Origin of the sequence: Streptomyces sp. Y20, assembly GCF_043195475.1 — a bacterium.
In the GTDB taxonomy this organism is placed as follows: Bacteria; Actinomycetota; Actinomycetes; order Streptomycetales; family Streptomycetaceae; genus Streptomyces.
On sequence record NZ_JBIDDP010000001.1, the window covers coordinates 202,474 to 220,269 of the forward strand.

Annotated in this window: 20 protein-coding genes and 2 pseudogenes; 9 read left to right on the forward strand and 13 right to left on the reverse strand. The window is 72.7% G+C overall.

What is annotated here, in order from left to right; translation table 11 throughout:
- Positions 1-6: 6 nt before the first annotated feature.
- The 4 genes and pseudogenes from ACGFT1_RS00930 to ACGFT1_RS00945 all read left to right on the forward strand — a co-directional run bounded on the left by ACGFT1_RS00930 (position 7) and on the right by ACGFT1_RS00945 (position 2,635).
- Positions 7-978 (forward strand): LLM class F420-dependent oxidoreductase, encoded by a 972-nt coding sequence (locus ACGFT1_RS00930; protein WP_373906884.1) that lies wholly within the window; start codon positions 7-9, stop codon positions 976-978.
- Between the two features lie 127 nt (positions 979-1,105).
- Positions 1,106-1,534 (forward strand): SsgA family sporulation/cell division regulator, encoded by a 429-nt coding sequence (locus ACGFT1_RS00935; protein WP_373906885.1) that lies wholly within the window; start codon positions 1,106-1,108, stop codon positions 1,532-1,534.
- Between the two features lie 114 nt (positions 1,535-1,648).
- Positions 1,649-2,245, forward strand: coding sequence for a DUF2238 domain-containing protein (locus tag ACGFT1_RS00940; protein WP_373907631.1), 597 nt, complete (start codon positions 1,649-1,651; stop codon positions 2,243-2,245).
- A gap of 45 nt (positions 2,246-2,290) precedes the next feature.
- Positions 2,291-2,635, forward strand: a pseudogene (locus tag ACGFT1_RS00945) (DUF664 domain-containing protein).
- 53 nt (positions 2,636-2,688) lie between these two features.
- Here ACGFT1_RS00945 and ACGFT1_RS00950 read toward each other — a convergent pair.
- The 5 genes from ACGFT1_RS00950 to ACGFT1_RS00970 all read right to left on the reverse strand — a co-directional run bounded on the left by ACGFT1_RS00950 (position 2,689) and on the right by ACGFT1_RS00970 (position 7,660).
- Positions 2,689-3,183, reverse strand: coding sequence for a DUF6328 family protein (locus tag ACGFT1_RS00950; RefSeq protein ID WP_373906886.1), 495 nt, complete (start codon positions 3,181-3,183; stop codon positions 2,689-2,691).
- 52 nt (positions 3,184-3,235) lie between these two features.
- Positions 3,236-4,219: an aldo/keto reductase gene (locus tag ACGFT1_RS00955; protein WP_373906887.1), complete on the reverse strand. Its 984-nt coding sequence runs from the start codon at positions 4,217-4,219 to the stop codon at positions 3,236-3,238.
- An 81-nt stretch (positions 4,220-4,300) separates the two neighbouring features.
- Complete coding sequence (locus ACGFT1_RS00960) at positions 4,301-4,885, reverse strand: TetR family transcriptional regulator (RefSeq protein ID WP_373906888.1); 585 nt, start codon at positions 4,883-4,885, stop codon at positions 4,301-4,303.
- Positions 4,886-4,890: 5 nt separating this feature from the next.
- Positions 4,891-6,381, reverse strand: a complete 1,491-nt coding sequence (locus ACGFT1_RS00965; protein ID WP_373906889.1) for an MFS transporter — start codon at positions 6,379-6,381, stop codon at positions 4,891-4,893.
- An 82-nt stretch (positions 6,382-6,463) separates the two neighbouring features.
- Complete coding sequence (locus ACGFT1_RS00970) at positions 6,464-7,660, reverse strand: FAD-dependent monooxygenase (protein WP_373906890.1); 1,197 nt, start codon at positions 7,658-7,660, stop codon at positions 6,464-6,466.
- A 338-nt stretch (positions 7,661-7,998) separates the two neighbouring features.
- On the opposite strand from ACGFT1_RS00970, the gene ACGFT1_RS00975 reads away from it, so the two are divergent.
- The gene (locus ACGFT1_RS00975; RefSeq protein ID WP_373906891.1) at positions 7,999-8,376 is read left to right on the forward strand and encodes a tyrosinase cofactor; all 378 of its coding nucleotides are present in this window, start codon (positions 7,999-8,001) and stop codon (positions 8,374-8,376) included.
- 35 nt (positions 8,377-8,411) lie between these two features.
- A complete protein-coding gene (locus ACGFT1_RS00980; RefSeq protein WP_373906892.1) occupies positions 8,412-9,233 on the forward strand; it encodes a tyrosinase family protein in 822 nt (273 codons plus the stop codon).
- Here ACGFT1_RS00980 and ACGFT1_RS00985 read toward each other — a convergent pair whose 3' ends face one another.
- The 4 genes from ACGFT1_RS00985 to ACGFT1_RS01000 form a co-directional block, all read right to left on the reverse strand.
- Positions 9,234-9,932: a ribonuclease H gene (locus ACGFT1_RS00985; RefSeq protein WP_373906893.1), complete on the reverse strand. Its 699-nt coding sequence runs from the start codon at positions 9,930-9,932 to the stop codon at positions 9,234-9,236.
- A 34-nt stretch (positions 9,933-9,966) separates the two neighbouring features.
- Positions 9,967-10,761 (reverse strand): VOC family protein, encoded by a 795-nt coding sequence (locus ACGFT1_RS00990; protein ID WP_373906894.1) that lies wholly within the window; start codon positions 10,759-10,761, stop codon positions 9,967-9,969.
- Between the two features lie 106 nt (positions 10,762-10,867).
- Positions 10,868-11,350 (reverse strand): VOC family protein, encoded by a 483-nt coding sequence (locus ACGFT1_RS00995; protein ID WP_373906895.1) that lies wholly within the window; start codon positions 11,348-11,350, stop codon positions 10,868-10,870.
- A 75-nt stretch (positions 11,351-11,425) separates the two neighbouring features.
- Positions 11,426-11,851, reverse strand: a complete 426-nt coding sequence (locus tag ACGFT1_RS01000) for a helix-turn-helix domain-containing protein (RefSeq protein ID WP_373906896.1) — start codon at positions 11,849-11,851, stop codon at positions 11,426-11,428.
- A 278-nt stretch (positions 11,852-12,129) separates the two neighbouring features.
- Here ACGFT1_RS01000 and ACGFT1_RS01005 point away from each other — a divergent pair, with 278 nt between their 5' ends.
- The gene (locus ACGFT1_RS01005; RefSeq protein ID WP_373906897.1) at positions 12,130-13,020 is read left to right on the forward strand and encodes an RNA polymerase sigma factor SigF; all 891 of its coding nucleotides are present in this window, start codon (positions 12,130-12,132) and stop codon (positions 13,018-13,020) included.
- A 35-nt stretch (positions 13,021-13,055) separates the two neighbouring features.
- Here the strand turns inward: ACGFT1_RS01005 and ACGFT1_RS01010 are convergent, their stop codons facing one another.
- From ACGFT1_RS01010 to ACGFT1_RS01020, 3 genes and pseudogenes are all read right to left on the reverse strand, one after another.
- The gene (locus ACGFT1_RS01010; protein WP_373906898.1) at positions 13,056-13,508 is read right to left on the reverse strand and encodes an ATP-binding protein; all 453 of its coding nucleotides are present in this window, start codon (positions 13,506-13,508) and stop codon (positions 13,056-13,058) included.
- A 166-nt stretch (positions 13,509-13,674) separates the two neighbouring features.
- Positions 13,675-14,294, reverse strand: a pseudogene (locus tag ACGFT1_RS01015) (FHA domain-containing protein); the annotation flags it as partial.
- 71 nt (positions 14,295-14,365) lie between these two features.
- Positions 14,366-14,776: a hypothetical protein gene (locus ACGFT1_RS01020; protein WP_361986572.1), complete on the reverse strand. Its 411-nt coding sequence runs from the start codon at positions 14,774-14,776 to the stop codon at positions 14,366-14,368.
- A 317-nt stretch (positions 14,777-15,093) separates the two neighbouring features.
- Between ACGFT1_RS01020 and ACGFT1_RS01025 the strand changes: the two genes are divergently transcribed.
- Complete coding sequence (locus tag ACGFT1_RS01025; RefSeq protein WP_373906899.1) at positions 15,094-15,477, forward strand: nuclear transport factor 2 family protein; 384 nt, start codon at positions 15,094-15,096, stop codon at positions 15,475-15,477.
- Positions 15,478-15,717: 240 nt separating this feature from the next.
- Here the strand turns inward: ACGFT1_RS01025 and mgrA are convergent, their stop codons facing one another.
- A complete protein-coding gene (gene mgrA / locus ACGFT1_RS01030; protein ID WP_361986569.1) occupies positions 15,718-16,710 on the reverse strand; it encodes an L-glyceraldehyde 3-phosphate reductase in 993 nt (330 codons plus the stop codon).
- 112 nt (positions 16,711-16,822) lie between these two features.
- Here mgrA and ACGFT1_RS01035 point away from each other — a divergent pair, with 112 nt between their 5' ends.
- Complete coding sequence (locus tag ACGFT1_RS01035) at positions 16,823-17,761, forward strand: LysR substrate-binding domain-containing protein (RefSeq protein WP_373906900.1); 939 nt, start codon at positions 16,823-16,825, stop codon at positions 17,759-17,761.
- Positions 17,762-17,796: the final 35 nt, after the last annotated feature.

The window sequence follows — 17,796 nt, forward strand, 5'->3', positions numbered from 1 at the left end:
CTCCCCATGGTGCAAATCGGATACACGATGATGACGGAGCAGGCCGGCCCCAGGGACCTGGTGAACCACCTCGTGCAGGCCGAGGAGGCCGGGTTCGACTTCTCGGTGACCTCGGACCACTACTTCCCGTGGCTGCGCTCGCAGGGACACGCCTCCTACGCGTGGAGCGTGCTGGGCGCCGCCGCCCAGGCCACCTCGCGGATCCCGCTGATGACCTATGTCACCTGCCCCATCCTGCGCTACCACCCGGCGATCGTGGCGCAGAAGGCGGCGACCGTGCAGCTACTGTCCGAGGGAAGGTTCCGGCTCGGCCTCGGCGCCGGCGAGAACCTGAACGAACACGTCGTGGGCGGCGGCTGGCCGCCGGTGGACGTACGCCACGAGATGCTCGAGGAGGCCGTACAGATCATCCGCGCGCTGTTCGAGGGCGGCCATGTGACGCATCACGGGCAGCACTACGACGTGGAGTCGGCCCGGCTGTGGGACCTGCCGGACGAGGCGCCGCCGATCGGCCTCGCCGTCTCCGGTGAACGCTCGTGCAAGCTCGCCGGGCACCTCGCCGACCTGGTCATCGCGACGGAGCCGAAGCCGGGTCTGCTGGAGGCCTTCGACCGGCACGGCGGCAGCGGCAAGCCCCGCGTCGGCCAGCTTCCCGTCTGCTACGACACCGACCGGGAGAGGGCGATCAAGCGCGCCCACTCCCAGTTCCGCTGGTTCGGCCTGGGCTGGAAGGTGAACGCCGAACTGCCGCACCCCGACTCCTTCGAGGCCGCGACCCAGTTCGTCACCGAGGACGACGTCGCCTCCTCCATCCCCTGCGGCGACGACCCGGAGGCGTTCGTGGAGGCCGTACGGCCCTACGCGGAGGCCGGGTTCGGGGAGATCGCCCTGGTGCAGATCGGCGGCGACTCCCAGCCGGAGTTCCTCGACTGGTCGTCGAAGACCCTGCTCCCGGCCCTGCGGGAGGCCTTCGCCTGACGTCCGCCGGGACGCGCCGGCCGGCCGCGTCCCGCACGGGTTCAGCGGAATCGGTCACACGGATGAGCATCTCGGGCGCTACCGGGGTACTAGAGGGCTCTACGCCGATCGTCCCGGAGGCCCCCGCGTGAACTCGTTCGTGCACAAGACCCTGGTGGTGCAGCTCCTTGCGCACGGTACCGGCCGGTGTCCGGTGCTGGCCCACCTCAGCTACGACGCCGGCGACCCGTTCGCCGTGACCGCCGCCTTCGCGCACGACGGCCATGTGCTGGCCTGCTGGCGGCTGGACCGGCAGATGCTCTCCGACGGCCTGGCCGGGCCGGTCGGGGTCGGCGATGTACGGATGCGGCCGGAGGCCACCGGCCTGTGGCACGAACTGCGGCTGGAGTTCCTCGGGGACGCGCGGGCGGACGGCGGACGGCACCACGCGGTCGTGTTCGCCTGGGCGCCGGCGATCGCCTCGTTCCTGCGCGAGACCTACCGGGTCGTCCCGCCGGGGCGGGAACGCATCGCGGTGGACGAGCTGCTGGAGGAGATCCTCTCCGCGGCTGAGTAGCCGTACTCATGCCCGCGGTCCCGGCCCGGCGCCACGATGGGCTCCCCCGCCCCGCAGGCAAGGAGCCCCGTCGTGACCGCAGCGCCACCCCTCCCGTTCCGCGCGCCGCGCCGCGTGCCGCCCGCCCTCTTCGCCGCCGTGGCGGCGGCGGGCCTGGCCGCGTCCGCGTGGGGCGCGCGCGAGCGCACCACCTGGCTCCTGGAGACGGTGTGGGTGCTGGCCGGGCTGCCCGTGGCCGTGCTGGCCTGGCGGCGCTTCCCGCTGACGGGGCTGCTGTGCGGGCTGCTGACCGCGCACGCGCTGGTCCTCGCGGTCGGCGGCCACTACACCTACGCGCAGGTCCCGGTGGGTGACTGGGTGCGCGACACCTTCGGCCTGGACCGCAACCCCTACGACCGCTTCGGGCACCTGATGCAGGGTTTCGTCCCGGCCGTGCTGGTGCGGGAAGTGCTCAGCCGGACCTCGCCGTTGCGCGGCAGCCGCTGGCTCGCGCCGCTCACCGTGTGCGCCTGCGTGGCGTTCAGCGCCTGCTTCGAACTGCTGGAGTGGCTGGCGGCGGAGATCGGCGGGCACGGCGCGGACGCCTTCCTCGCCACCCAGGGCGACGTCTGGGACACCCAGTGGGACATGTGCTGCGCCCTGATCGGATCCGTGCTGTCCGTGCTGCTGCTCAGCCGGGTCCACGACCGTCAGCTGCGCGCGCTTGCATGACGATCCGGTGGCGCACCGGGGCCGCCGCGGGTCACCACGCGGGGCATGACCGACCGTCCGGCACGATGGACCCGGGCCGCCGTCCGTCCCGACATGTGGACCGACCCCGCCGACGGCGGATGAAGTGCGAGGACCTGGGCCCGGAGCAGTTGGCCCGGCGCGCGGTCCCGCCGTCCGCGATGTCATTGCTCGGCCTGATCCGGCACCTCGCCGAGGTGGAACGCGACCGGCGCGACCGGATCACCGAAGGCGACCCGCTGCCGAAGCTGTACGGCGCCGGGGACGCGGACTTCGGCGGAGCGGCCGCCGGACAGGCCGTGGCCGACGCCCGGCACTGCGGCCCACGCCGGCCTGCTGCGCGAGTGTGTCGACGGACGGGTGGGCCAGTGACCGGCCGGGCCTGCCCCGGCCGGCCGGGCGGGTCCTAGCCGGCCGGGCGGGTCCTAGCCGTCCGACCGGTCCGTGTGGTTGCGGCGGGCCCACAGCGGCAGGCCGTACCAGCACACGAGGTACCAGGCGACGACGCCCGAGACCAGGTACGGCACGTAGCCGTCATGTGTGGCCACGCGCAGGATCAGCAGCAGCGACGACGTCATCGTGGCGAGCAGCAGGAGCAGCCCGACGAAGGTCAGCCGGGAGGCGAGCCGCACGGCCTGCGGCTTGACCCGGCGGCCGGAGACCAGGCGGTGCAGGGAGACCGGTCCGATGAGGGCGCCGGTCGCGCAGGCGCCAAGGACGACGGTCACGATGTAGATGACCTGATCGGTGTCGGTGAGCCGTAGGTACTTCGGCTGGAAGACGACGGTCAGCAGGAACCCGAACAGGATCTGCACGCCCGTCTGCGCGACGCGGACCTCCTGGATGAGTTCACCCCACTTCCGGTCCGCCCGCTCCTCCTCGGTCTCGTCGCGGCCTGTACGCTCTCCTGCCTCCGTCATGCGGTGCGTGTAACCGCACGGCCGTTCGTTCAAACGGTGCGCGCACCCGGGTCTACCAGCGGTGTTCGACCTGGTCGCTGATCCGGCGCTCGTACAGCTCCCGGATCGCGGTGAAGGTCTCCTCCGGCAGCGGAGGCAGCTTGGCCGCGGCGGCGTTGGCGCGGGCCTGCCCCGGATTGCGCGCGCCCGGGATCACCGTGGTCACACCGTCCTGCTCGATGATCCAGCGCAGCGCCAGCTGGGCGGGGGTGTACCCCTCGGGGGCGAGCGCGGCGAACTCTGCGGCTGCCTCCACTCCGGTGGCGTAGTCGACGCCGGAGAAGGTCTCGCCCTGGTCGAAGGCCTCGCCGTGGCGGTTGAAGGAACGGTGGTCGTTGGCCGCGAACACCGTGTCCCGCGTGTACTTGCCGGACAGCAGCCCGGAGGCGAGGGGTACGCGCGCGATGATGCCGACGCCGGCCTCACGGGCGGCGGGCAGCACCTCGTACAGGGGCTTCATGCGGAACGGGTTGAGGATGATCTGCACGCTCGCCACGTTCGGCCGGGCGATCGCGGTGAGCGCTTCCGCGCAGGTCTCCACGCTCACCCCGTACGCGGCGACGCGCTCCTCCTCGACCAGGGTGTCCAGGGCGTCGAAGACCGCGTCGGAGGAGTAGACCGGGGTGGGCGGGCAGTGCAGCTGGACCAGGTCGATGCGGTCGACGCCCAGGTTGCGGCGCGAGCGGTCGTTCCAGGCGCGGAAGTTGTCCAGGACGTAGTTCCCGGGGATCTGTTCGACCCGGCGGCCCATCTTGGTGGCCACCAGCACGTGCAGGTCGGGACGGCCGCGCAGGAACGAGGCGATGGTCTCCTCGCTGCGCCCGTCGCCGTACACGTCGGCCGTGTCGAAGAACGTGACCCCCGACTCGGCCGCCGCCTCCAGGACGGAGAGGGCCTCCTTGTCGTCCACGTCGCCCCAGTCGGCGCCCAGCTGCCAAGTGCCGAGTCCGACCACCGATGCCCACTGACCCGACCTGCCGATCACGCGTTCGTCCATGGCGCCAGTCTGTCATCCGGCACGGCGTCGCGCGGAACGGGGCGCTCCGGCGGGAATTCCCGGGCGCCGGGCCCCGCCGGCTCAGCGGCCGGGCGTCAGCTGGGCCTGTACGGCGGCGCCGTAGCGGTCGGCGACGGCGTCGACGGCGGCCCCGCGCAGGTGCGGGCCGCGGGCGATGCCGTACATCACGCCGAGGCCGACGAGCGCGGCGACGGCGAGTTCGGCGCGCAGGCCAGCGTCGGGACCGGTGAGCCGGGCGGCGAGGCGTTCGGTCACCTGGGCGCGGAAGTTGGCGCGCAGGACGTCGCCGTGGTCGCCGTGCAGGGGGGCGAAGGCGATGCGCAGCAGCGGGTCGGCGCCGCGGTCGCGCTGGCTGGACAGCACGTGCCGGACCATGTGCCGGCCCAGGTCGTGCAGCGGGGCGTCCAGCAGGGCGTCGGCGTCGGTGTCGAAGGACATCACGCGGGCGAAAAGGGCGTCCTTGTTGCCGAAGTACTTCAGGATCAGGGGCGGGCTGACACCGGCCCGTTCGGCGACGGCCCTGAGGGTGATGTCGGCGTGGGCGTGCCGGGCCAGCAGATGGCGGGCCGCCTTCAGGATGGCGGCCCTGGTGGCCTCGGCGTCCCGGCGTGCGGGGGCGGCCCGGCGGCCGGCCGGCGTGGTCATGCCTCTCATGCTCCCTTCATCGCCCCGTCACGCGCGCCCCGGGTGGCCCCGCGGGCGCGCCGGCCGCCGTCGGCGGGCTCGTCGCCCGGGATGGTCAGGGCCGCCGCGCAGGCCGCGAGGGCGATGGCGCCCGCCATCGCGAAGGCGAGGAGGTAGCCGTGCAGGGTGGGGACGGGTATCCCGCCGAGGGGGCTGGTGTGGTGGACGAGGACGGCGGCGACGGCCGCGCTGGAGACGGCCTGGCCGATGGTGCGCATGAGGACGTTGACGCCGTTGGCGGAGGCGGTCTGCGCGGCCGGGACGGCGCGCAGGATCAGGGTCGGCAGCGCCGAGTAGGCGAGCGTGGTGCCGGTCGCGACCACGGTGGCCCCCAGGATGATCATCCATAGGTCGCGGCTGTCGGCGATGCGCAGCGCGTACCCGCAGGCGATGACGGCGGCGCCCAGGGCGAGCGTGATCCGGGGGCCGCGCGTGGCCGAGATGCGGGCCGACAACGGCGAGAACAGCAGCATGGTCACACCGCCGGGCAGGAGGCACAGTCCGGTGGCGACGATGGACAGGCCGAGGCCGTAGCCGGTGGCCTCGGGCGCCTGCACCAGCTGGGCGGTGACCAGGGAGTTGGCGTAGAACGCGAACCCCGTCAGCAGGGCCGCCACATGCGACAGGCCCACCCGTGGCCGGGTGACCAGGCGCAGATCGACCAGCGGCCGTGCGCCGCGCAGCTGCTGCCACCACCACAGCGCGAGGACGGCGGCGGCGGCCAGGAACAGCCCGAGGACCCGTGCGCTTCCCCAGCCCCAGGTGCCGCCCTGGGAGACGCCCAGCAGCAGGCAGACCAGCCCGGCGGCGAGCCCCAGCGCGCCGAGGACGTCGAAGCGGCCGGGCTCGCGCACCGGGGACTCCCGGACCGCCCACCAGGTCGCCGTGACGCCGAGCGCACCGAGCGCGCTGGTCAGCCAGAACATCGTGTGCCAGTCGGCGTACTGCACGACCAGCGCGGCGAGCGGCAGCCCGAGGGCGGCGCCGATGCCGACGGTGGAACTCATCAGCGCCACCGCCGATCCCCGGCGTTCGGGCGGGAGTTCGTCGCGCAGGATGCTGATGGACAGCGGGACGACGGAGGCGGCGGCGCCCTGGAGCGCGCGGGCGGCGATGAGCACGCGGATGTCCGAGGACAGCGCGCACAGGACCGAGCCGACGGTCATGAGGGCGAGCGCGGTGGTGAGCACCCGGCGCTTGCCGTACATGTCGCCGGCCCGGCCGAGCACGGGCGTGAGGACGGCGCCGGCGAGCAGGGTCGCGGTGACCATCCAGGAGACGGCGGCCGGTGACGATCCGGTGAGCCGGGGCAGGTCCGGCAGGAGGGGTACGACCACGGTCTGCATGACCGCCATGAGGATGCCGCCCGACGCGAGCACCGGGATGGTGAGCCGGTCGCGCAGCCGGAGCGGCGTGCCGGTGCCGGGCGGCGGGGGTATGGAGGCTGGCTGGTCCATCGGGGCTCCTGCGGGCAGCACGGAAGGTCAGGTGAATATGAATTCACCTTATCGGGTGAATGACTGTTCACCGACGTCTCGGTCAGTCCCGGCGGGCCGTCGTCCTGGCGTGCAGGGCGCGGGCGGCGCGGGGGCCGAGCCAGCGCTTGAGCCTGCGGAGCGCCTCCAGCCGTCCGGCCGCGCGGTCCAGGCCGTAGTACAGCTGCGGGGGGACGTACGGCAGCAAGGGCGAGTGGCGCTGGCCGAGCAGGGCGAACATCCGGTGCGGGGGCAGGTGGATGTAGCGGGGGAGGTTCTCGTACCACTGCGCGCTGTAGCGGGCCGCGCTCTGCACGGACAGCAGCTCGGCCTGGCGCCGGCGCTCGTAGGCGGCCAGGGCGTCGGGCAGGGCGGCGTGCTCCTTCAGGGCGCTCGCCAGGCACATGGCGTCCTCCAGGGCCAGGGTGGTGCCGGCCCCGATGGAGTAGTGCGTGGTGTGGGCGGCGTCGCCGAGCAGGACGAGATCGCCGCGGTGCCAGGTGCGGTTGGTGAGGGTGCGGAAGGTCAGCCAGGAGGCCCCGGGGCGGGCGATGAGGGGGTGGCCGTCGAGGACACCGGCGAAGAGCTTCTCCAGCAGCACGAGGCTTTCCGCCCGGTCCGCCCGGTCCAGGCCGAGGCCGGCGAAGGTCTGCGGGGAGCACTCGACGACACAGGTGCTGTGGCCACTGTCGTAGCCGTAGCCGTAGGCCCAGATCCAGCCGTGCCCGGTCTCGGTGAAGGCGAACGTGAAGGCGTCGAAGACCTTGGTGGTGCCGAGCCAGATGTAGTGGTTGCGGCCGGCGGTGATCCGGGTGCCGAAGTGTCCGGCGTGCCGGGTGCGCAGTGCGCTGTGCACGCCGTCGGCCGCGACGACGAGGTCGGCTCCGGCGGGCGGTTCATCGACGGCGCTCCCGAATTCCAGGCGGACGCCGAGGGCGCGGGCCCGGCCGGCGAGCAGGTCGAGCAGCCGGTGCCGGCCGATGCCGAAGCCCTCGTCCCCGTGGTGGCGGGCCGCCAGGTCCCGGACGTGGGCGACGCCCTCGTTCCAGCGGACCGAGTGCTCCTCGACCGCCCGCGCCGACTCGGGGTCGTGCGCCCGGAGCTTGTCGAGAAGGCCGCCCCAGTACGTCACGCCCCAGCCGTACGTGGAGCCCTCGGGGTCGCGTTCGTGGACGGTGATGTCGTGGGACGGGTCCTGCCGTTTGAGCAGGATGGCGAGGTACAGGCCCGCGGGCCCGCCTCCGACACAGACGACCTTCACGCGCGCACCCCTGACTGTCACCGGACGTGGTCGATCGGCACCGGACGGTAGCAGCCCGGCCGACCCGCTCGATCGCGTCAGCCTGGCGTGGTGAGCCGCGCCACTCGGACGGGCGGCCCCCGGCAAGGATCACCGGGAAGCCGGGCGCCCCGGCAAGGAATTCCCCGTTCCGCAGTGGATCGGCACCGGGGCACAGCAAGATCATCTTCGTTCAACTCTGCACGACATGTGGTTGATTGTCCGGATCGCAGCCAACCCGTTCCGGCCGATTTCTTCCGTTCCCGTCATGCCCGATAGGCATGCGTCGTCACACTCCGCCACTCCTGAGGAGGACCCGCATGCCCGGCATCACCCGGCGCCGTGCGCTCACCGCGGCAGCAGCCGTCGCCACGACGGCCACGGCCGCCACCCTCGTCGCGCCCGCCGCGTCCGCCGCCGGCCATCACATGCCGGCCGCACCCGACTCCTTCGACGAGGTCTACAAGGGCCGCCGAATACAGGGCCGTGCGTCGAGCGACGGCGGACACCACCACGAACACGGCGGCGGCTACGCGGTGTTCGTCGACGGCGTGCAGCTGCACGTGATGCGCAACGCCGACGGCAGCTGGATCAGCGTCGTCAGCCACTACGCCCCGGTACCCACCCCGCGCGCCGCCGCCCGGGCCGCGGTGGACGAGCTGCAGGGCGCCGCGTTGCTGCCGTTCCCCGCCAACTGACCGCCCCCGCACGGAATCCCGGAGCACCCCGCACCATGACGGTACGCAAGAACCAGGCCGCCCTGACCGCCGACGAGAAGCGGCGGTTCGTCGCCGCCGTCCTCGAACTCAAGCGCGCCGGACGCTACGACGACTTCGTCCGCACGCACAACGAGTTCATCATGGCGGACACCGACACCGGCGAGCGGACCGGCCACCGCTCACCCTCCTTCCTGCCCTGGCACCGCAGATTCCTGCTCGACTTCGAGCAGGCGCTCCAGTCCGTGGACCCCACGGTCGCCCTGCCGTACTGGGACTGGAGCACCGACCGCACGGTGCGCGCCTCCCTGTGGGCGCCCGACTTCCTCGGCGGCACCGGGCGCAGCACCGACGGCCGCGTGATGGACGGCCCGTTCGCCGCGTCCGCCGGGAACTGGCCGGTCGACGTGCGGGTGGACGGCCGTACGTTCCTGCGCCGTTCGCTCGGCACGGCCGTGCGCGAGCTGCCGACGCGCGCCGAGGTCGAGTCGGTGCTGTCCATGGCGACGTACGACATGGCGCCCTACAACAGCGCCTCGGACGGCTTCCGCAACCACCTGGAGGGCTGGCGCGGCGTCAACCTGCACAACCGGGTCCACGTCTGGGTCGGCGGGCAGATGGCCACCGGCGTCTCCCCCAACGACCCGGTGTTCTGGCTGCACCACGCCTACATCGACAAGCTGTGGGCGGAATGGCAGCGGCGCCACCCGGGCGTCGGCTACGTGCCGACGGGCGGTACACCGGACGTGGTGGATCTGAACGAGACCATGAAGCCGTGGAACACCGTGCGCCCGGCGGACCTGCTGGACCACACCGCGTTCTACACGTTCGACGCCTGATCAGGACCCGGCGGTACGGCACTCCGGGTGGCCCCAGCCCTGCGCGTTCTTGGCGATCTGCTCGCCGGCCGCGTAGGACCGGCCGCACGGGCAGCGGCCGGGGAACTTGGCCTTGATGGTGCGGGCGGACGCGGCGCCGCCGGTGCGGCGGGGCGTCTTCCGGCGCGGCGCCCCGGCCGCCGCCGGGGTGTCCGGCGACGGCGGGGGTTCCGGCGAACCCAGCTCGCTGCCGGCGGGCTCCTGCACGACGGCCGCCTGGCTGGCCGCGCGGTCGGCGAAGTCGTTCAGCGGGTCGCCGTCGGCCTGGTGGGCGGGCACGTAGCGGAACTCCACGGACCGGCCGCCGAGGAGTTCGTCGATACGGACGACAAGATCCTGGTTGGCGACGGGCTTGCCGGCGGCGGTCTTCCAGCCGTTGCGCTTCCAGCCGGGAAGCCAGGTGGTGACGGCCTTCATCGCGTACTGGGAGTCCATGCGGATCTCCAGCGGCACGTCCGGGTCGACGGCCGAGAGCAGCCGCTCCAGGGCGGTCAGTTCGGCGACGTTGTTGGTGGCCCGGCCGAGCGGGCCCGCGGCCCAGCCGACGGGGGTCCGCTCGTCGTCGTCCGAGATCACCCACGCCCATCCGGCCGGTCCGGGGTTGCCTTTCGAAGCCCCGTCGCACGCGGCCACCACACGTTCACGCATGCACACGATCATGCCATGGCCGTGGAGGCGGCCGGACGGGGTCCGCTCAGACGTCCCTGGTCTGCGGCATCCCGCCCTCGGTGGTCGTGACGTCGATCACCGAGAAGTTGGCGCCCTGGGGATCGCTGAGCGCGGCGAACCGGCCGAAGGGGCTGCTCATGGGGCCGAAGCGGACGACGGCGCCGAGCCCGGTGGCCCGGGCGACGGCCGCGTCGCAGTCGTCCACGGTGAAGTAGACGTTGATGTACGAGGGCACCTCGGGCGGGAAGTCGTCGGTCATTCGCATCCGGCCGAGGACGGTGTCCTCACCGACCTCGAACATCCGGAAATCGATCGCGTCGTCCTCGATCTCCTTCATGCGGTACGGGAAGACGGCGGACAGGAAGGCGTCCGTCCGCTCGGGTTCCCGGGTGAAGACCTCCGCCCAGCAGTAGGCGCCGGGCGTGGCCGTCGCCTCGAAGCCCTCGTGCCTGCCGGCCTGCCACACACCGAACACGGCTCCGCTGGGCTCCCGGCCCAGGCACATCGTGCCGAGGTCGCCGACCCGCATCGGCTCCATCAGCACCTCGCCGCCGTTGTGCCGGATCCGCTCCGCGGTGGCGGCGGCGTCCGGCGAGGCGAGGTACAGGCACCACTGCGACTGGCCCTCCTGGCCGGGCATCGGCGGGACCACGGCGGCCACCGCCCTGCCGTCCGCGTAGGCCTGTGTGTAGTTGCCGTACTCCGACGCCGACTCGCCGAAGGTCCAGCCGAGCACGTCCGCGTAGAACCGCTTGGCGCCCTCGATGTCACTGAACATCGCATCGGCCCAACAGGGCGTTCCCTCGGGCTGCACAGCCATGGTCGCGACCTCCCGGTGTGATGTGTCCCGGTGGTTCACGCTAGCCATGCGGGGCCGGGGCCGCGCGCCGAGCCGGGTCCGGTCCGGCCGCCCCGGCGGAGTCCCGTCACTCCCCCGCGTACGCCTTCTCCAGCGCGGCGGCGTCCAGCTTGCCCATGGCCATCATGGCCCGGGTGGCACGCGCGGCCTTCTGCGGATCCGGGTCACCGACCATGTCGAGCAACCGGGCGTAGACCACCTGCCAGGAGACGCCGAACCGGTCCTTGAGCCAGCCGCAGGGGCCGCCCTCACCGCCGTTCTCGGTGAGCTTCGTCCAGTAGTGGTCGATCTCCCGCTGGTCGGAGCAGAGGATCTGGAAGGAGACCGCCTCGGTGAACCGGAACTGGGGGCCGCCGTTGAGCGCGAGGAACCTCTGGCCGTTGGCCGTGAACTCCACGGTCAGCACGGACCCGGCCGTGCCGGGCCCCGCCTCGGTGTGGCGCACGACGCGACCGACGCCGGAGTCCTCGAAGACGGACACGTAGTGGTTCGCGGCCTCCTCCGCCTGGCCGTCGAACCAGAGACACGTGACGAAACCGTCGGTGGTCATGGGTACCTCCTGGGGCGTGGAACACGGACACCGGTACAGACCGCCGCCCCCCGCGAAACTCATCGGCCGGCCCGGTCAGGCCGCCAGGCAGAGACCCCGGTGCGACAGCCCCGTCCGGTGCGGTGCGAGGGCCGGCCGCTGGTGCGGGGCCGGACGCCGGGCAGGCACTGCCTGGGCCGGTGCGCCGTGGGCCAGCTCACCGTGGACCAGCGACAGCAGGTCACCGAGTCCCAGACCGAGCGCGTGGGCCGCGGCGGCGAGGACCTCGGAGGAGGCCTCCTTGCGGCCACGCTCGACCTCGGACAGGTACGGCAGCGAGATCCGGGCCGCGTCGGCCACCTCTTTCAGCGTGCGGCGCTGGGTCCGCCGCTCCCGGCGCAGCACCGCGCCGACCAGGTCGCGCAACAGCGGTTCGCGCGGCGTGGGCTCGGGCACATCCGTCGGGGCGGGCATCGGCCGCCGGGCGGCCTCCCGGGCTTCTTCGCTCACCTGGCTGCTCATCCCGTCAGCCTAGGAGCGGTGCGGTCCCGGGCAAGGGCCCGGCGTTCCGCCCTGAGGGAAATGCCGGGCGGGCACGCGCGGACCGGCTGTTTCACGCCAGTACCGCCGGACGGGTGCATGTACCGGGTCACGGGGACACCAGACGGGTGACGAGTGCCACGGGCACGCATGAGCCACCGTGTGCCGGGTACCCCGGCGGGCACACACTCATGTACCGGGTCGCGGCACACGGAGGCCGCCGAGGCAGACGTCGCACCTGACTTTCGTGGGAGAGGGCCATGAAGACCGCCGCCGGGATCCGATCGCAGGCAGAGGTCGCCGAGAGGACCGAGCAGGACAGCACGGGCGGCGGATCACTGCCTGCGATCGCGGACCCGGGGTCCGTCGCCCCGCGCGACGCACGGACGCTGTCCCGCCAGTTCTTCCGCCGGCTCGCCGAGCTGGAGGAGGGCACGCACGAGCACCAGTACGCGCGCAACACCCTCGTCGAGATGAACATGTCGCTGGTGCGGTTCGCCGCCGGACGGTTCCGGGGCCGCGGCGACGACATGGACGACATCGTCCAGACCGGCATGATCGGCCTGATCAAGGCCATCGACCGGTTCGAGCTGTCCCGCGAGGTGGAGTTCACCTCCTTCGCCCTGCCGTACATCGTGGGCGAGATCAAGCGGTTCTTCCGTGACACCACCTGGGCGGTCCACGTACCGCGCCGGCTCCAGGAAATGCGGGTGGAGCTGGCCAAGGCCCGCGAGGAGCTGTCCAGCCGGCTGGACCGCGACCCGACGGTCGCCGAACTCGCCACGCTGATGAACATCTCCCCGGCCGAGGTCGTCGAGGCCCAGATCGCCTCCAACGGCTACAACTCCGCCTCCCTGGACGCCGCGCTCACCGGCGACGGCCCCGAGGACGGCGAGGCCGTACTCGCCGACTTCATCGGCGTGGAGGAGGAGGGGCTGCGGCTCGTCGAGGACTTCCACGCGCTCGCCCCGCTGATGGCGGAGCTGAGCGACCGCGACCGGCAGATCCTTCACCTGCGGTTCGTCGAGGAGGCCACCCAGGCGGAGATCGGCGAGCGGCTCGGCTGCTCCCAGATGCACGTCTCCCGGCTGATCAAGCGGATCATCGCCCGGCTGCGCCAGGGGATGCTCGGCGAGCTCGGCTGCGCCTGACCCGGAGCGGCGGCGGACCTGGAGCGCCGCCCGGGTCAGCGTACGAGTTCGAAACGGGCTCGCACGCGCTTGCCGACCGGTACGCGCTCCACGGTGACCTCCGAGGCCAGGGCGTGCACGATCTCCAGACCGTGCCGTCCGACACGCTGCGGGTCCCTGGGGTAGCGGCGGGGCAGGGCGGTGCTGCTGTCGTACACGGAGACCGCCACCTCGCTGTTCGTGCCCTCCAGCTCCAGGATGTAGGGGCCGCTGCTGTGCCGGTCCGCGTTGGTCACCAGCTCGCTCACCACCAGGAGCAGGTCACCGTCCGCACGGCTGTCGGCCTGAGCGCACCATTCGGTCCGCAGCTGCTGGAGGAACCGGGCAGCGAACGCGCGCGCGTCAGCGATGCATCCGGGCTCGCCGGTGTAGTGGGCCGCGCGCCGCAACGGCTCCACAGGTACGTCGAAGCCAGTCGGTATCACTGCCCCGCCCAGGTGCTCGGTCATGCTGTCTCTCTCGGAAAGCCCGGTACGGCCGGTGTCGCACCAGACCTCGTACCCCGAGCCCGGCCCGCCAGTCCACCGTATGCGTATCCCCACCGCGCACGGTGGCCGGGGTCGGACTGTACTCCGAAAGAGGAGAACCGCGACCGCTCAGGACTGCGGAGCGTTCTGCTGAGTGGCCGATGCCGATGATGCCGCCGGGAACGACCGGGGCGCGGGTGACGGGCTTGCCGTTGAGGTAGGTGCCGTTGTGGCTGCCGAGGTCGGCGATCTCGTACGTGCGGTCCGCGAGGGCGCGCAGTTCGGCGTGCCGGCGGGAGATGATCAGGTCGTGCACGACCTGGTCGTTGTCGGGGGCCCGGCCGATGCGGATGGTGCGCTCGGACAGCGGGCGGACGCCGGCGGGCCGGCGGAAGGTGCCGGTCAGCTCGGGCAGGGACACCGCCGAAGGGCGGTCCGGGGCGGGTTCTGGGGGCGGACCAGGGGGGCCCGGGGGCCGTCGGCGGGGTTGCCGAAGCGGATCTCGTCGCCGGGCCGGATCCCGCGCTGCCGGACCCGGTGGCCATCGGCGTACGTGCCGTTGGTGCTGTGCTCGTCGGCCAGGATCCACTGGCCGTCGTCGGCCCGCAGGACGGCGTTGTGCCACGGGACCCGGGCACGGTCGAGGACGATGTCGCTCAACGGGTCGCGTCCCACGTGGTGGTCATGGCCCGGGCTCATCACCGTGGAGCCGGTGTCCGTCTCCAGCACGATGTCGGGCGCCGTCGGGCCGACCGGCCGCTCCGTCATGACCGAAATATACCGATCCACCCACGTGCGCGCCCCGGGGCACGGTGTGTCCGAGGAGACGCGGACACGTGTCAGGCGACGGGCAGGACGAGTCCCGGGCTGGCGCGCTGCATCCGCAGGGCGTCGACGGACTCGGCGAGCAGTTCGTACTCCGTGGTGTCGTCGCTCGCGGCGATCCGCACCAGCCGCCCGTCCGCCAGTTCGTCGGCGGCCCGCTCCTGCCGGGCGTCGTCGGCGCACCAGGATCGCAGCAGGGCCGGTACGTCGGCCACCGTGGCCGCGACCGGCACCAGCGCCCCGGCGGGGAAGGCGGGATCCTGCGGGCTCGGGTCGAGCCGCTCGGCGATCCAGGACGCCCGGTCCCGCAGCCACCACAGCGCCAGCGCGAGCGTCGGCGCCCGATAGGTGCCGAGCGGTACGCCGATGCGCCGCCCGTCACACACGCCGTACGCCGTGACATGGCACAGGAACTCGTCGTGCACGTCTCACTCCCCGGTCGCCTCGCTGACTGCCGGTCAGGCCTCTCGCTCCCCGTGCGGCTCCCTGTGCGGTGAAGTGCCCCCTGACCTTCGAGTATCGCCACTCCCAAAACAGTGTCACCATGCCTTTCCAGCCAGTCTGTTGGCATATTCACCGCCCGTTCTGGCCGGAATGAACCGAGCTGTACAGCGGCGGCGGGATGACCCCGGAGGTAATCGACCTCTCCCCCGGTCGCGCGGCATGGTGGTCACACCGGATCGGCGAACCCCGCATCCGGGAGCTGACCAGCACAGACCACTCCGATGGAGGATGTTCTGCCATGACCGTGCGCACCGACCGTCACGAGGAGGCCGCCGCCCGTTACTTCGAGGCCTGGAACGCCACCGGGCCGGAGGCCGTCGAGAAGGCCGTCGCCGCCGCGTGGGCCGTGGAGGGCGGCTACACCGACCCTCTCGCCGATGTCCGCGGGCACGAGCAGATCACGGCCGTGATCGCCGCGGCCCACGCGCAGTTCCCCGGCCACGTGTTCCGCCCGCTCGGACCGGTCGACGGCCACCACGACACCGCGCGTTTCGCCTGGGAGCTGGTGAACGAGGCCGACGGCTCGGCGCCGGTGGCCGGGTCCGACGTGGTCACCCTGGACGACGAGGGCCGCATCCGGCAGGTCCTGGGGTTCCTGGACCGTGTGCCGGCGGCGGCCTGACGGCGCCGGCACACGGAAACGGCCCGCACCGGGGGCCGGTGCGGGCCGTCGTGCGGGCCGGCATGCGGTGGGTGCGGGCCGCGCACGGCGGACCGCTGGCCGGGGCCGGTCCGCCGGGAAGGCGAACAGCGGCGCCTTGCGCGACCGCTTCCGCGTTGCGCGAGCGCTTCGGCCGTCGCCGCGGCCCTCCCCCGGCCTCGCCACGGCTCGCTACGGCTCGCTACGGCTCGCTACGGCTCGCTACGGCCGGACGATCGCGTCGATCCGCGCCAGTTCCTCCGCGTCGAAGTCCAGGTTCCGGATGGCGCCGACGCTGTCCTCCAGCTGCCGCGGACTGCTCGCGCCGACCAGCGCGGAGGTGACCCGGCCGCCGCGCAGCACCCAGGCCAGGGCCAGCTGCGCCAAAGTCTGTCCGCGGGAGGTGGCGATCTCGTCCAGCGCGCGCAGCCGGGCGACGAGGTCCTCGGTGACCGCGTCGGAGTTCAGGAAGGGGCTGTCGCTCGCGGCCCGTGAGTCCTCGGGGATGCCGTCGAGGTAGCGGCCGGTGAGCAGGCCCTGCTCCAGCGGGGAGTACGCGATGGAGCCGGCCTGGATCTCGTCCAGGGCGTCGAGCAGGCCCTCGTCCTCGGGGCGCCGGTCGAGCATGGAGTAGCGCGGCTGGTGGATGAGGAGCGGGGTGCCCAGACCGGCCAGGATGCGGGCGGCCTCGCGGGTCTGTTCGGCGGAGTAGTTGGAGATGCCGACGTAGAGCGCCTTGCCCTGCTGCACCGCCGTGTGCAGGGCGCCCATCGTCTCTTCCAGCGGAGTGTCCGGGTCGGGGCGGTGCGAGTAGAAGATGTCGACGTGATCCAGGCCCAGGCGGGTCAGGCTCTGGTCCAGCGAGGACAGCACGTACTTGCGCGAGCCCCACTCGCCGTACGGGCCGGGCCACATCAGGTAGCCGGCCTTCGTGGAGATCACCAGCTCGTCGCGGTACGGCGCGAAGTCCGCCCTGAGGGCCTCGCCGAGCGCGGACTCCGCGGCGCCGGGCGGCGGGCCGTAGTTGTTGGCCAGGTCGAAGTGGGTGACGCCGAGGTCGAAGGCGCGGCGCAGGATGGCGCGCTGCGTCTCCACGGGACGGTCGGGCCCGAAGTTGTGCCACAGACCGAGCGACAGCGCGGGAAGCTTCAGGCCGCTGCGCCCGGTGCGCCGGTAGGGCATGTCGGCGTAACGGTCGGGGTGTGCGGTGTACAACGCGACTCCAGAGGGGTTGGCACACGATCTACCGGCTCCCACTCTTCCCCGGGCCCGGGGAAGCGGTCCAACAGAAGAATCCGATGGGATTCAGCGGTTAGGGTGCTCAATCATGGAACTGCGCCATCTCCGGCACTTCGTCGCGGTCGCCGAGGACCAGCACTTCACCCGGGCCGCCGAACGCCTGATGGTGTCCCAGTCGGGTCTGTCGGCGTCGATCAGGGCGCTGGAGCGGGAGCTGCGGGTGCCGCTGTTCCTGCGCACCACCCGCCGGGTGACCCTGACGGAGGCCGGGCGCGCGCTGCTGGCGGAGGCCGAGCGGATCCTGGCGCAGGTGCGCTCCGCGCACGAGGCGGTGGCGGCGGTGCAGGGCGTGCTGCGCGGCACGCTGGCGCTAGGCACCGAGCAGTGCATCGCCGGGGTGCACGTGGCCGGGCTGCTCGCCGCCTTCCGGGGCCGGCACCCCGACGTGGAGATCCGGCTGCGGCAGGCCGGCTCGGGCGCGCTGGCCGAGGAGGTCGCGGCCGGACGGCTCGACCTGGCCTTCGCCTACCGCACCCAGGCCGACACCGACCAGCTGCGTTCGGTGTCCCTGACCAGTGAGCCGATGACCGTGCTGTGCCATCCCGGCCACCGGCTCGGCTCGGCCGGGGTGCTGGGCCCCGACGACCTCGCCGGGGAGGTCTTCGTCGACTTCCACCCCGACTGGGGACCGCGCCGCACCACCGACACCGCGTTCGCCGCGGCCGGGGTCCGGCGCACGGTCGCACTGGAGGTCAACGACGTGCACAGCCTGCTGGACCTGGTGGACGAGAACCTCGGGGTCGCCGTCGTCCCCCGGCACTTCCGGCACAAGCGGCCGGCGCTCGCCGCGCTGCCGCTGAAGGGCGTGGGCGACACCCGGTACGAGACCATCGCCCTGCTGCCGCCGGAGGGTGCCACCAGTCCCGCCGCCCGCGCCCTGGTCACCCTCCTGGAGAGGGGCGCCCTGGCGTGTGCCCCCGGGACGAGCCCCGGCCGGGCTGAGCGGTCGACCGGCTGGGCGGGCTGACCGGGCGGCCGCGGAGGCGGGAATCGGCACGCGCG

What these genes read in the sequence shown, in the direction of transcription:
- ACGFT1_RS00980 (WP_373906892.1), top strand. Translation starts at nt 8,412, where the DNA reads ATGACGGTACGCAAGAACCAGGCCGCCCTGACCGCCGACGAGAAGCGG.
- ACGFT1_RS00985 (WP_373906893.1), bottom strand. Translation starts at nt 9,932, where the DNA reads ATGATCGTGTGCATGCGTGAACGTGTGGTGGCCGCGTGCGACGGGGCT.
- ACGFT1_RS00955 (WP_373906887.1), bottom strand. Translation starts at nt 4,219, where the DNA reads ATGGACGAACGCGTGATCGGCAGGTCGGGTCAGTGGGCATCGGTGGTC.
- ACGFT1_RS01025 (WP_373906899.1), top strand. Translation starts at nt 15,094, where the DNA reads ATGACCGTGCGCACCGACCGTCACGAGGAGGCCGCCGCCCGTTACTTC.
- ACGFT1_RS01005 (WP_373906897.1), top strand. Translation starts at nt 12,130, where the DNA reads ATGAAGACCGCCGCCGGGATCCGATCGCAGGCAGAGGTCGCCGAGAGG.
- ACGFT1_RS01010 (WP_373906898.1), bottom strand. Translation starts at nt 13,508, where the DNA reads ATGACCGAGCACCTGGGCGGGGCAGTGATACCGACTGGCTTCGACGTA.
- ACGFT1_RS01000 (WP_373906896.1), bottom strand. Translation starts at nt 11,851, where the DNA reads ATGAGCAGCCAGGTGAGCGAAGAAGCCCGGGAGGCCGCCCGGCGGCCG.
- ACGFT1_RS00930 (WP_373906884.1), top strand. Translation starts at nt 7, where the DNA reads ATGGTGCAAATCGGATACACGATGATGACGGAGCAGGCCGGCCCCAGG.
- ACGFT1_RS00965 (WP_373906889.1), bottom strand. Translation starts at nt 6,381, where the DNA reads ATGGACCAGCCAGCCTCCATACCCCCGCCGCCCGGCACCGGCACGCCG.
- ACGFT1_RS00950 (WP_373906886.1), bottom strand. Translation starts at nt 3,183, where the DNA reads ATGACGGAGGCAGGAGAGCGTACAGGCCGCGACGAGACCGAGGAGGAG.
- ACGFT1_RS01035 (WP_373906900.1), top strand. Translation starts at nt 16,823, where the DNA reads ATGGAACTGCGCCATCTCCGGCACTTCGTCGCGGTCGCCGAGGACCAG.
- ACGFT1_RS00975 (WP_373906891.1), top strand. Translation starts at nt 7,999, where the DNA reads ATGCCCGGCATCACCCGGCGCCGTGCGCTCACCGCGGCAGCAGCCGTC.
- ACGFT1_RS00960 (WP_373906888.1), bottom strand. Translation starts at nt 4,885, where the DNA reads ATGACCACGCCGGCCGGCCGCCGGGCCGCCCCCGCACGCCGGGACGCC.
- ACGFT1_RS00995 (WP_373906895.1), bottom strand. Translation starts at nt 11,350, where the DNA reads ATGACCACCGACGGTTTCGTCACGTGTCTCTGGTTCGACGGCCAGGCG.
- ACGFT1_RS00990 (WP_373906894.1), bottom strand. Translation starts at nt 10,761, where the DNA reads ATGGCTGTGCAGCCCGAGGGAACGCCCTGTTGGGCCGATGCGATGTTC.